The following is a 12,564-nucleotide window of genomic DNA, read 5'->3' as shown; positions in this document are numbered from 1 at the left end:
GAGAGATGGCGAACCTGAGGAAGAAACTACCGCCGCTCACCGCCTTGACGGCATTTGAAGCGGCGGCCCGTTTGTCCAGCTTCACGCGCGCGGCGACGGAGCTCGGCGTGACCCAGGCTGCCGTAAGTCGGCAAATCCATTTGCTGGAAGAGGATTTTGGTTTCCCCTTGTTTCGGCGGCTCCACCGCAAGATCGAATTGACGGAGAAGGGCAAGCTGCTGTCAGCAGCGGCTGGCGACGCTTTTAGCCTTATTGCCGACACCGTCGCCGATCTCCGGTCGGACGGTCCGGATGACGAGTTGGCCATCTCGGCGACCATCTCGTTCTCGCACTTCTGGCTTCTGCCAAGGATCGCTGCGTTCTCTCGCGCCCATCCGGAAATCAAACTTCGCATCATCACGCAGGATGCCCGAACAAGCATCGAGGCAAGCGATGTGGACTTGGCGATCCGTTATGGGACCGGCACTTGGTCGGACGGTCAGGCGGAGCTCCTGTTTGAGGACGAAGTTTTTCCGATTTGCAGCGCTGATTATCTACTCACGGCCGACCCGATCCGCACGCCGCAAGATCTTGTTGGTCATCCCCTAATAACGAGCGATATTGACGACCCGACCTGGACAGGTTGGGATGAATGGCTTGCGGCCTTTTCAGTGAAGGCGCCGAAAAAGGCTCGCGGCCTGCGATGCAGCTTCTACACGGAGGCCATTTATGCAGCAATGAACGGGCAAGGCATTGCGCTCGGTTGGAATCGCCTGGTCGCCGACCTTATCCAGCAAACCCGCTTGGTCCGCCTCACCGAAGCGTCTATCCGCACCAGGGCGGCCTATTTTGTTGTAGTGCCGGCGAGGAAGCCAAAAAAGGAAAGTGGGCGGCTGTTCATTGAGTGGCTGCGCGAGGTTTCTGCAATAAGTTGACGGAGGGTTAGAAGCCTTTCAAGTAGCTTGTCGCCTTTACCTGGTGGCGAAGATTATCGGTGCTGCGACTGCGCGACAACCGAATTGAGACCTTTGCAGCGCTCGTATGAGACTGAGGTCCCGTGGCGGAACTTTTGCGGGTCTCCTAGGTTCTAACGTGCCACTTCGATCTGGACTCTGGGATCGAAAATGCCTCTGGCCCCCACCTACTTGTCCCTGCGGGGGCCTCCTGAGTAGTTTCACTAAAGGTGGAAGGTGTCGCCTCTCTGAGCGTTCGACTTCGCCCAGGGGCTCTTGGACTTGTTTCAACATTGGAAGCGAGGCCGCTCTTTCGGGCATCTTTGAGGAGGGAAATCATGGCCGACGATCCGAAGGAGAATGGCCGGGAGGCGATGGCGAGCCGACGCGTCGCGCAGGCCGCGAGCCACCAGGGCGAGATCGTGAGCAACCTCGACGGGATCGGCGGCGACGCGCGGCTGGTCAGCATTTTGGTGGGCACCTTCGAAAATGCGTTTGCTCCGCATATCGAAGATCGTGATCACCGGAGAGACCTGAGAATTGAGGAAGCTCTACAGGGATCTTTCCTGCGGCACAGGTGGCTCTGAAATCTTGCCCATCCCCTACTTCTGCTGGCCAAGTGACGTCCACAAATCTGCCGATCGACCGGAGGTAGGCGATACTCTCCAGCTTACCGGATCTCGATCGTCGTACTTCTCTTCTATTGGTTGAGCTCCTCGTTGGGTTGATCCTGATCGTCGACATCGCCGATCACATACATGTCGTGCCCTACGGGCCGATGTCACAGTCGGCCTCAACTACCTCATCAACGAAGGCGGGAATCTCGCTGGCCTTCATCCGGCGACGTTGGCTTTTGGGTCATGTCAGGTCCTCCTTAGCGATGGGCAGGCTAGGCAGGACCGTCGCGGGCCGCTAGGCGCAAAAGCGCTAGTAAGATTTCGGTGGAGGAGAGGGATGGATCCCAGAGCGCTTCTTCGCTTGGGGCTGGGGCGCGCTCTGGGATCACTAGCGCAAACGGTGGTTGGGCCAATGCCGGTTGACGCTTCAGTACCAATGGCGGCGGAACGTAGATTCGGCAATGCAACTAGGACCTTTGCCACTCTGTCTCAGACCAAAGTCCAGGCTGAATCGTCCTGCCGTCTTATTCCTTCCCATCCAAGATAATCCGAAGGATCCGGATCATATCGGCCGCGTCGAGGAGCGCGGCTTTTACGTGGTCATCGGTTCGCCTTTCGATGCCCACCGCGGCCGAGCGCATTCTCTCGGCCCAGCGGGCCAGCGCCCACAAGCGGGGCGCTTCCTGTCGTTCCGATGGATTTGCCGACGGGTTGGCAGGGAACCTCCGGTCTGGTTAGCCGCCATCGCCATCGGCGGTAGTGGCCCATCTGAAAACATACGACCGAGCCGAGACAGCAGGTCGCTCCAACGCTCTGGCTGGCTCGGCTCGGTCCTGTCCGTCGTTCCGGTCTCACTTAGACGAGCACGTCTCCATCGCGCGCGACCACGCGTCCGCCAGAAATGACCAGCCGGCGTGGCGGGCAGCGCACCAGCGCATCGGGTACGTTCTCGGCATCGACCAGCACGATATCGGCGCGCGCACCCACGGTCAGGTCGTGCATGTCACGTCCAACGAAATGCCCGCCGCGCCGGGTCGCTAGATCCACCGCGGCAACCAGCTTGTCGTCGTGGCGCAGCCCGTGCAGGCGCGCGAACTGATGTGCGACGCGCAGCATGTCGCCGTCGCCGAAGGGCGACCACAGATCGCGGATACCGTCCGTACCGAGACCCAGCGGCACGCCATGCGTCTGCATTTGCTGCCACGGCAGCGGCGCCGTTCCGCCCATCGCCACGGTCGTCCACGAGACGCCCGCTTCCGCAAGCTTTTCGACGATCTCCTCCTGCACTTTCGCCGGCAGCGTCCCGAGCACGAAGCCGTGCGAGATCGTCACCTTGCCCTGCAGGCCGGCATCGATCGTGCGCCGCATCACCTGCCGGAACTCGTAGACGCCCAGGGAGCCGAACTCGTGCAGATGCAGGTCGAGACCGACATTGCGGTTCACCGCAATGTCGAACAGGCCGTCAAGCACCTTTTCGACATCGCCGTCGATCGTGCCCGGATCGAGCCCGCCGATCTTGTCGACGCCGGCGGCGGCCGCCTCGTCCAGAAGCTTCATGACCCCGGGGCGGCGCAGGACGCCGTCCTGCGGGAAGGCGACCGTCTCGACCTGGATGGCATCGCCCACTTCGGCGCGCGCCGCCTGCACGCATTCGAGCCCGCGCAGCCCGACACCGAGATCGACATCGATATGGGTGCGCGTCGCCGTCGTGCCGTTGCGGATGAACTGGCGCAGCACCGTAGCGCTGGAGGACGCATTCGGGATGCCGTATTTGTCGCGCTGGGCGCGCTCGTTGGCGATCCACCCCTCGACGGTCGGGCGCTCCGAGTAGCTATAGGGCACCCACGGCTTGCCCCACCAACTCTTGTCGACATGCGAATGGGTGTTGATGAACCCCGGAAGCGCGACAAGCCCGTCGCCATCGATACCGGCGGCGGCAGATTGCCCGGCAGGATGGATCGCAGCAATCTTCCGGTCGTCGATGACGATATCCACGGCGTCACCGCCCCAGGGGCGGACATTGCTCAGCGTGTAGTTTCTGTCTGTCACAGCTGTCATTCCTTATTTACATGTAGGGAGAAATCAGCGGACGCGCCGCAGGAAGGCCGCGGTCCGTTCGTGTCGGGGATTATCGAGCACGTCGCGTGCCGGCCCGTCTTCGACGACGCGGCCCTGATCCATGAACACCGCGCGGTCGGCGACCTCGCGGGCAAAGCCGATCTCGTGGGTGACGACGAGCATGGTCATGCCTTCCTCGGCGACCCTGCGCATGGTAGTCAGCACCTCGCCGACGAGTTCCGGGTCGAGCGCGCTGGTCGGTTCGTCGAACATCATCAGCCGCGGCTCCATGGCGAGCGCCCGTGCGATCGCCACCCGTTGCTGCTGGCCGCCGGAAAGCTGGCTCGGATAGGCGGAAGCTCGCTCGGACATGCCGACGAGGGCAAGCAAGCTCTGCGCCTTCTCCACCGCCTCCTTGCGCGAACGCTTGAGGATCTTCACCGGGCCGTAGACGACATTTTCCAGCGCGGTCATGTGGCCGAACAGGTTGAAGTGCTGGAACACCATGCCGATATGCTGGCGGGCCTTGGCAATCGCCCGCTCCGGCTGCTCGTAAAGCACGCCGCCACGGATTTCGTAGCCAATGCGCTCGCCCGCCACCTCGATCAGCCCGCCATCGACGGGATCGAGATGGTTGATGCAGCGCAGAAGCGTGCTCTTGCCCGAGCCGGACGGCCCCAGCACGCAGACGATCTCGCCTTTCCTAACTGTGATATCGACACCGCGAAGGACATGGTTTTCACCGAGCCATTTGTTGACGCCCTCGACCTTGAGCATTGTGGTTGCCGTCCCCGTCATGCCCGGTCTCCTTTGGTTGCGAGGCTTGCAAGCCCGGGACGCGGCTTCTTCTTGCGCGCCAGCCGCGAACCAGGCTGGGTGACGCTGAAGCGCTTTTCGAGGAAATGCTGGCCGATGCTGGCGACGGTGACGAGGATCAGATACCAGAGCGCTGCAACGATCAGCAGCGGCAGGATCTTGAAATTCTGGCCGTAGATGAGCTGGACGCGCGTCAAGAGATCGCTGCCGCCGATGACGGAGACGAGGGACGTCGCCTTGAGCATGCCGATGAACTGGTTGCCCGTCGGCGGCAGGATGACCCGAATGCTCTGCGGCAAGACGATCTGCCGCAAGGCCTGGCCGCGGGTGAGCCCGAGGCTCATGCCGGCATCCGTCTGGCCGGCGGGCACCGAAAGCATGCCGCCGCGGATGATTTCCGCCATATAGCCAGATTCGGCGAGCGACAGGGCGATCAGGCCGGCGGAGAAGCCGGAAATCAGCGAGTTGGTACTGTAGCCGAGGATCGTCGGGAAAAGGACCGCGAGATTATACCAGAGCAGGACCTGAACCAGCATCGGCACGCCGCGGAAGAACCAGACATAGATGCGTCCGATGGCGCTGGCGACGTTATTGTCGCTCTGCATCATCAGCGCAATGAAAAAGGCAAGCACGATGGAGATCAGCATCGCGAGGATGGAAAGCTCGATCGTTACGCCGACACCGCCGAGAACGACGGGATGTAGCATGAACTGGGCCACAACACCCCACTCCATGTTCGGATTGCCGGCCTGGGAGGCAACGAACATCGCCAGAAGCGTGATCGCGATCAGCGCTGTGGCAATCTGCCCGTATTTCGTCCGTTGCTTGGCGCGAACCGGTCCGTCCTGGCTTGGGGGCTCGTCGCCCGGCTGCCGCACGTAATGCGCAACAGCCGGGTCGAGCCGGTCCTCAGCAAGCCCCTTGCCGTTGAGGTTCGACATCGGGATCAGTCCTTCGCCAAGTTGACGCCGTAGTCGTCGAGCTTGATGACCTCGACCTGCCAGTCGGCCAGGATCTTGTCATAGGTGCCGTCTTCGTGGATGGCTTCGAGGGCGGCAACGAAGGCGTCGCGCAACGCGGTTTCTTCCTTGTTGAAGGTTATGCCGAGATAGACCTTCGGCTCGAATTCGATCGGCAGGGAATCGAGCATGTCACCGGTCTCCCGCTTCAGGACCGCAATGGCAAGGTCCGGCCAGATCATCGCATCGACACGACCGGAGGTAAGAGCGAGGTTCTTGTCGCTGCTGTTGGGATAGGAGATGAGCTTGGTCGGCTCCTTGCCTTCGGCGGTGCAGGCGGCGGCCATCAGGTCGACCAGACGCTGCGCATCGCTGCCCTTGACGTCGCCGAGCGTAATGCCGCAGCCGCCACTCACCTCGCCGGTGATGCCCTTGGGATTGCCCTTGGCGATCATGAACACTGAGCCGGCGAGCTGGTAATCGATGAAGTCGACCTTTTCCTGACGGTTCTTACGGTCGGTCATGCCGGCAATGGCGGCATCGAACTTCTTGCTCTGCATGCCGATCAGGATCTGGTCGAAGGGAACCTTGTCCCACTGCACCGGCAGGCCGAGCTTGGCGGCCATCGCCTCCATGAGATCGACATTGTAGCCCTTGATACCGGTCTCGCCGATCGGCGTGAAGTTGGCCGGCTCGAAATCGGGCTGGGTCGCCACGGTAAGGACGCCGGCCTTTCGGTACTTCTCCGGCACCAGGCTCGCCAGGGGTGCGGTATCGTCGAACCCGACCGTCACAGAACCGCCCGAGCTTGCCGTCGGCGCGGCTGCAGCGTCGTAAGGATCGATGCCGAGCAGGGTCAAGCCAGCCACGACCGTGCCGATTGCCATGCCGATACGGCCCTTCCAGGGGTGTCGCGATACCATTTCTCTTCCTCCGTTTGTTGTCTCCGGCCCGCGGGATGCGGCCGAAACCTTGGTTGTTCGATTGTCGACGGTCTGATGCCGACACCGTGCCGTCACAGGCTGCAGGGTCGCGGAAAGCCTCCCTCGTGCTCCTCCAGGCTCTCCAAATCCCTTCTCTTCAGCAGAGATTATCGATGATCCATCAGATCGTATATAATCCGTAGCACTATCATAAATCCTCCGCAACGATTATGTGTGATCGATCGGATTATGTATAATGTGGTTTTTGATATGGATGGGACGAGCAAGTTGAACAGCAAAGGCACTGCGGCAATGTCAAAGATGGAAGAGGCGTTTACGCGCCTGCGGCGCGACATTCTCGATGCACATCTTGCCCCAGAAACGCCTTTGACGATTTCCTCGCTGAGCGAGCGTTACGGTCTTGGCATGACGCCACTGCGAGAGGCCCTGTCGCGTCTTGAGGCCGAACGGCTCGTGACGTTTTCGCATAATCGCGGCTATCGCGTTGCCAGCGTCTCCCATGAAGAACTGTATGACCTGCAGAAGGCCCGCGCGGTGGTCGAGACGGAATTGTTGCGGGAAGCTATCCGGCTCGGCGACGAGAGCTGGGAACAGCAAGTGGTCGCCGCGCACTACGGCTTCGCACAGGTCGAGCCGCTACGCGCGAACATGCCGGAAAAGGAACTCGCGCGATGGGAGGAGCGGCACGATGCGTTTCACCATGCGCTCTTGAATGGCAGCCCCTCGATCTGGCTGAAGCGGTCCCTCATGCAGTTCTACGTTCAGCTGCACCGCCACCAGCGGAACCTGTTTTTTTCACCGGCGCTCGCCGGAAGAGGGCCCGAGCACCTCGACGAGCAGCAATATTCCGAGCTCCTCAAAAAGGCTTCGAATGTGGAACATCATACGGCGCTGATGGAGGCTGCTCTCGCGCGCAACGAGAAAAAGGCCATCGATCTTCTTATAAAGGATATCGGCCTGACATTGAGCACGTATGAAACAGTCCAACAGGGGGCTGCCCTGTGAGCAGCACAAATCGCCTTCCTCCCGGCAACCGTCGCGTTCATACGGAGGCAGCGGCGGTGTGACGTTGTTCATCACTGATCGAAGAGGAGTGGATCGGCGAAATCAGGCATGCGCCCCGGTTGCGGCCTTCCAGTACGCCATGGCGCCGCGGTGGGGTGCGGACGCGTGATCGGCTGTTCCAAGGATGGCAAGATTTAGGCGTGCTATTCTTTTTGCGGTAGACGGGCCCCCGCCGGGGCCAATCTCGAGACGGACGTCCCGGAAACTGAGTACAGGGCCGGTCATCTGCCAAGCGACGTCCGGCCGTTTCCCGAACGAAACGCACACCGATTAATCGAGGCGTTGGAACAATGCGACACCTCAGTCATCATGCCGTCCGGCGCTCCGCAGTAGTAGGAGCCTGTCTGGCCATACGCCGCATCTCCTGCGGCGTATGGCCGAAGATCCGGATGAAGCTCTGGGCCATGCGATCCGGATCGGTGAACCCGACAAGACGGCCGATCTCGTCGAAGGACAGCCGGCCCTCCTCGATCAGGGGACGCGCTGCCTCCACGCGCAGCCGCTCGACCGCCTTGGCAGGCGTCATGCCGGTGGAAGAGGAGAAGGCACGCCCGAACTGGCGGGCGCTCAGGTTCGCGACGTCGGCGAGGCGCTCCACCGAAAGGTTTTCGGCCAGATGTTCCCGCGCATAGCTCAGGGTCTTGCGGATGCGATCGGAGCCGGGATCGAAGTCGAGCAACGACGAGAACTGATACTGACCGCCCGGTCGCCGGTAGTAGACCACAAGCATACGCGCGACCGCCTGGGCTGTCTCCTTACCGAGATCTTCCTCAACGAGGGCGAGCGTCATATCGATGCCTGCCGACATGCCTGCCGACGTCCACACACCATTATCGCTGGTGAAGATGCGGTCGCCATCGACTTGGAGCGCCGGATATCGGGCCTGCAGCTTCGGTGCATAGAACCAATGGGTCGTCGCGGCGCGCCCGTCCAAGAGTCCGCTTTCCGCCAGCAGGAAAGCACCCGTGCAGACGCTCGCGGTGCGGCGGGCACGCGCTGATGCGCCGCGAACGGCATTCGCGATCTCACTCACCCACGCCCCTTCCGGCGGCTCCCGCCCGCCGACGACAATGAACGTGTCCGTGGCCTCGATCGTCAGCGGCACCGTTGCAACCTCCAGATCGCAGGTGCTGCGCACCAATCCTCCTCCGATGGACGCAACCCGGAGGTCATAGGGCTTCCCCGATATCACGCCGGCATTGGACAGCACCTCAAGCGGGCCGCTGAGGTCAAGCAGCACGAATCCCGGATAGACGAGAAATGTCACGCGACGATCCATGTCCGAAATCCCGGGATTATTGTCATTTGCGACATTGATGCTTGCTCGTATCGTGCTGTCAATCCCGTTGAGCAATGGAGCCGCCAATGAGCAGGACATTTCCCAAGGTTGTCGATCCGGTCCGCCGTGACCTCCTACTGTTCGGCCTGAGCGCTGCGGCTTTCTCGGCTCTGCCAGTCCTGCCGGCTGCCTCTCAGCCCTCCATTCCAAACAACATGCAATCTGAAAGGATCAATAGCATGGGCACTGTGACTACCAAGGACGACGTCGAGATTTTTTACAAGGACTGGGGTCCGCGCGACGCACAGCCGATCGTTTTTCACCATGGCTGGCCGTTGAGCGCAGACGACTGGGATACCCAGATGCTTTATTTCCTCGCGCAAGGCTATCGCGTCGTCGCTCATGATCGACGCGGCCACGGCCGCTCCGCCCAGGTCAGCGACGGTCACGATATGGATCACTACGCGGCCGACGTCGCCGCCGTGGTCGAACATCTCGACCTCAGAACCGCAGTCCATATCGGCCACTCCACCGGTGGCGGAGAGGCGGCGCACTACGTGGCTCAGTACGGCCAGCCCCAGGGCCGCGTTGCCAAGCTGGTGCTGATCGGTGCCGTGCCGCCGATCATGGTCAAGACGCCAGCCAATCCCGGCGGCCTGCCGATCGAGGTCTTCGACGGTTTCCGACAGCAGCTCGCCGCCAATCGTGCGCAGTTCTACCTCGATGTCGCGAGCGGACCTTTCTATAGCTACAACCGGCCCGGAGCGGAGATCTCGCAAGCGGTGATCCAGAACTGGTGGCGCGCCAGGGCATGATGGGCGGCGCCAAGGCCCATTACGACGGCATCGAGGCGTTCTCCGAGACCGATTTCACCGAGGATCTCAATACCATCGAGGTGCCGACGCTCGTCATGCACGGCGACGACGACCAGATCGTGCCGATCGCCGACTCCGCGCCGCTCTCGGCAAAGCTGCTGAAGAATAGCACGCTGAAGATCTACAAAAATCTCCCACACGGCATGTGCACCACCCATGCCGATGTCGTGAACCCCGACCTACTCGCCTTTGTAAAGGCGTAGCATTTTAGCCTGCGCGGTAACGGCGCCGGCAACCATCCCTGGTGCGAAATCGGCGATATAGCCATTGCCTCAACTGACATCACCTCGAAGGAACGACACATGCACGATGACCACTGCTGCAATTCACAAAGACGTTCATTTCTCAAGACGTTCGCCGGCGTCGCTGCTGCATCGGCCGTGACCGTAGCCGGAGCATCGACGGCTCAGGCCGCCACGATGGACGCCTATGCCGATCCCGCCAACCCGGCCCTTGAGAAGGGCAATATGAAGCTGGACCCATCGAGGGCCGCACTGGTCGTCATCGACCCTCAAATCGACTTCATGAGCCCTGCAGGCAGGGCTTGGCCGGTCGTTGGTGAGAGCGTGACCGAACACAATGTAGTTCCGAATCTCTCGCGATTGTTTCAGGCCGCGAAGGCTGCGGGGATCGTGGTCGCGATCTCTCCGCACCACTACTATCCTTGGGATCACGATTGGAAGATCCAGGGACCTCTGGAGGTGTTCCAACACCAGGTTGGGATATTCGATCGCAAGGGCCCCTATACGTTGGACGGATTCAGAGGATCGGGCGCGGACTTTCTTCCGGAGTTCAAGCAGTATATCGAGGACGGGAAGACGATCATCTGCTCGCCACATAAACTTTACGGCCCGCAGGCCAATGACCTTCCCTTCCAGCTCCGAAAACAGCGCGTCGATCAGATCATCCTGGCAGGCATGCTCGCCAACATGTGCGTGGAATCGCACTTGCGGGAATTTCTCGAACTGGGATTTGAGGTAGCCGTGGTCCGCGACGCTGTTGCCGCACCGAAACTCCCCGAAGGCGATGGCTACCTGGCGGCCCTCATCAACTTCCGGTACATGGCAAATGGTCTCTGGACGACGGAGGAGACGGTCGGAATGCTTCGCAGCTAGAGCGGTTCATGGCTCTTCGGAATCGGCATGAGATTCCCAAGTTAGCAGATTTGTCATTCGTAGTGGATGCTGGATGGAGGCCAGCATCCACGACACGACCCTTTGCAGGCGCCATTGTCTGTCATGACACGGGCAACGGCGACACCGAGACCGGCATAATAGGCGACGGCCGCATCGAGGAAGGCGGCTGCGCTTTCTTGTCGCCTCTTCGGGGAGCCGCAGCCCTAAGTCCCTTTAGTTTTTTGGCCGCTCGGCCAGGGCACCACGCGTCAGCCTTCACAATGGCTGAGACCCTTCGGCGGCATGAACGGTAGGGGCGCAACTGCGACGGACATTTCCCGTTCCCAACGGCTGGCGATCCGTGTTCTCCAATCCCCGCAGATGTTCCCAGTGGGTGAAGGGTTGGGTGTGTCGTTTTCGCCCAGTCTTTCGGCTCGAAAGCGCGTTAACTTTGTTCACAATCTTTAAATTAGCGAAGTGAAATCTTCTCTTTGCTAATCCATCAAATGTGTTATGAATTCGTTAAGGATATGGGGTACCGAGGCCGGTTGGGGAAAGAGCGGCTGAGGAAACCAACATAAATTTCAGGAAGTTAGTTTGGGAGCGGCTGTTCTGTTGGCTGCCCCGATAGGAGTAGTCGTGCGCGAATTTTTCTCGCCCCGAAAGGGCGTGCCGGCGGCAAAGAAACCGGATCAGAGGAGCGGGGGGCATGCCTCTGTTTAGACGAAAATCGTTGCGCCACCTCCTTGCCAATGTTCGACCGATCGGGCGCAAACGCGGTCCCTCCGCACAGAACATCGATGCTACGGGGCGCTTTGGACCCTGCATCAGTATTTCAATCAACGGTGGGATGAGATCACCGGTGGCGCAAAAGCGGGCCACCGGGCGGAGATCGCATAACACCCCAGTACCTCGGATACCGGGGTACGCTTGACGAGAGGGGTAAAGTCATGGCTACGCAGACCACGGGTGGTGGAAGCACGACGTCGTTCAGCAATACACCGCAGGCGCAGAGCGACACCTACGGGTGGACCGAGGAGCAACTGCAGTCATCCGGCCTCTACAATTCTTCTACCAACACCATCACCCTCGATGTCATGGCAAACGATCTCGGTGGAAAAGCGAAAACGCTCTGGTCGATCGACGACGGCGGGTCCGATGTCATCTCCGAGTTGCTGAAGAGTAACGTGACAACGGCATGGGAGAAAACCGCAGAAGGAAATTGGATACGAATCTACAATGGAAAGATCGAGTTCAGGCTCGATGACGGTTCGAACACGCCCGACAGCGCCAGAAGCATTGATTCGCTCTCAGCATCGGACCACATCCAGGACTCCTTCTATTATTCCATCCGGCTGGGCAACGGAACGCTCAGCTATGCCAAGGTGACATTGGACATCGGCGGCCAAAACGATGCTGCGTCTCTAGGCGGAAAGTTCACGGGGACCGTGACGGAGGCGGGCGGAACAAACAACAACGATCCAGGCGCACCGTCCGCCTCCGGAACGGTGGCGGTATATGACGTCGATCTCGGAGAGAAGCATTTCAAGGCAGCGTCAGAAGCTGCGCTGAAGGGCACCTACGGCGACTTCTCTTTCAATCCGGCGACAGGCGAATGGAGCTACACGCTCGAAAATGGGCGTGAAGCAACACAGTCGCTCAAAGCCGGACAGGTTGTGACTGAGACGCTGACGGTCTGGTCTGCCGACGGTACCGCAAGCAAGGACATCGTGGTTACGGTCAACGGCAGCAATGATACTCCGACGGCCACGGCAGCGGCGCTGGCGGCGATCGCCGAGGACAGCGGTGGCCGACTGATCACCCAGGCCGAGCTTCTGGCCAACGCGTCCGACATCGACAGCCCGACGCTGACGGCGACGGGTCTGACGATCGACGGCGGCGGC

Annotated in this window: 10 protein-coding genes and 1 pseudogene; 6 read left to right on the top strand and 5 right to left on the bottom strand. The window is 60.7% G+C overall.

Features of this window, described 5'->3' with window-relative positions; genetic code table 11:
* The first annotated feature begins 5 nt into the window (after positions 1-5).
* Positions 6-914: a LysR substrate-binding domain-containing protein gene (locus tag AC3WWH_RS20955; protein WP_058325186.1), complete on the top strand. Its 909-nt coding sequence runs from the start codon at positions 6-8 to the stop codon at positions 912-914.
* Between the two features lie 356 nt (positions 915-1,270).
* Complete coding sequence (locus tag AC3WWH_RS20950; RefSeq protein WP_110881685.1) at positions 1,271-1,519, top strand: hypothetical protein; 249 nt, start codon at positions 1,271-1,273, stop codon at positions 1,517-1,519.
* A gap of 885 nt (positions 1,520-2,404) precedes the next feature.
* Here the strand turns inward: AC3WWH_RS20950 and AC3WWH_RS20945 are convergent.
* From AC3WWH_RS20945 to AC3WWH_RS20930, 4 genes are read right to left on the bottom strand one after another with little or no spacing between them, the layout of a single operon-like run.
* On the bottom strand, positions 2,405-3,598 hold the full coding sequence (locus AC3WWH_RS20945; protein WP_492377231.1) for an amidohydrolase: 1,194 nt from the start codon (positions 3,596-3,598) through the stop codon (positions 2,405-2,407).
* Between the two features lie 33 nt (positions 3,599-3,631).
* The gene (locus AC3WWH_RS20940) at positions 3,632-4,405 is read right to left on the bottom strand and encodes an amino acid ABC transporter ATP-binding protein (protein ID WP_113398952.1); all 774 of its coding nucleotides are present in this window, start codon (positions 4,403-4,405) and stop codon (positions 3,632-3,634) included.
* The gene (locus AC3WWH_RS20935; protein ID WP_082641244.1) at positions 4,402-5,364 is read right to left on the bottom strand and encodes an amino acid ABC transporter permease; all 963 of its coding nucleotides are present in this window, start codon (positions 5,362-5,364) and stop codon (positions 4,402-4,404) included. Before AC3WWH_RS20935 ends, AC3WWH_RS20940 begins: the two co-directional genes overlap by 4 nt.
* A 5-nt stretch (positions 5,365-5,369) precedes the next feature.
* A complete protein-coding gene (locus tag AC3WWH_RS20930; protein WP_058325183.1) occupies positions 5,370-6,305 on the bottom strand; it encodes an ABC transporter substrate-binding protein in 936 nt (311 codons plus the stop codon).
* A gap of 288 nt (positions 6,306-6,593) precedes the next feature.
* Between AC3WWH_RS20930 and AC3WWH_RS20925 the strand changes: the two genes are divergently transcribed.
* Positions 6,594-7,331, top strand: coding sequence for a GntR family transcriptional regulator (locus AC3WWH_RS20925; RefSeq protein WP_245299317.1), 738 nt, complete (start codon positions 6,594-6,596; stop codon positions 7,329-7,331).
* Between the two features lie 367 nt (positions 7,332-7,698).
* On the opposite strand, the gene AC3WWH_RS20920 is transcribed toward AC3WWH_RS20925, so the two are convergent.
* Positions 7,699-8,670, bottom strand: coding sequence for a GlxA family transcriptional regulator (locus tag AC3WWH_RS20920; RefSeq protein ID WP_058325192.1), 972 nt, complete (start codon positions 8,668-8,670; stop codon positions 7,699-7,701).
* Positions 8,671-8,909: 239 nt separating this feature from the next.
* Between AC3WWH_RS20920 and AC3WWH_RS20915 the strand changes: the two are divergent.
* The 3 genes and pseudogenes from AC3WWH_RS20915 to AC3WWH_RS20905 all read left to right on the top strand — a co-directional run.
* Positions 8,910-9,748 (top strand): annotated as a pseudogene (locus AC3WWH_RS20915) (alpha/beta fold hydrolase).
* 99 nt (positions 9,749-9,847) lie between these two features.
* Entirely contained in the window at positions 9,848-10,660 is an 813-nt protein-coding gene (locus AC3WWH_RS20910) for a cysteine hydrolase family protein (RefSeq protein WP_063891566.1), read from the top strand.
* A gap of 950 nt (positions 10,661-11,610) precedes the next feature.
* Positions 11,611-12,564 (top strand): VCBS domain-containing protein (locus AC3WWH_RS20905; RefSeq protein WP_492377230.1); only part of this gene is annotated, 954 nt, incomplete at its 3' end.

The sequence above is a fragment of the Ensifer sp. EB106-03-01-XG145 genome, assembly GCF_058792075.1.
Note: the sequence above shows the minus strand (reverse complement) of the source record. Positions and strands in the feature narration are given on the sequence as shown.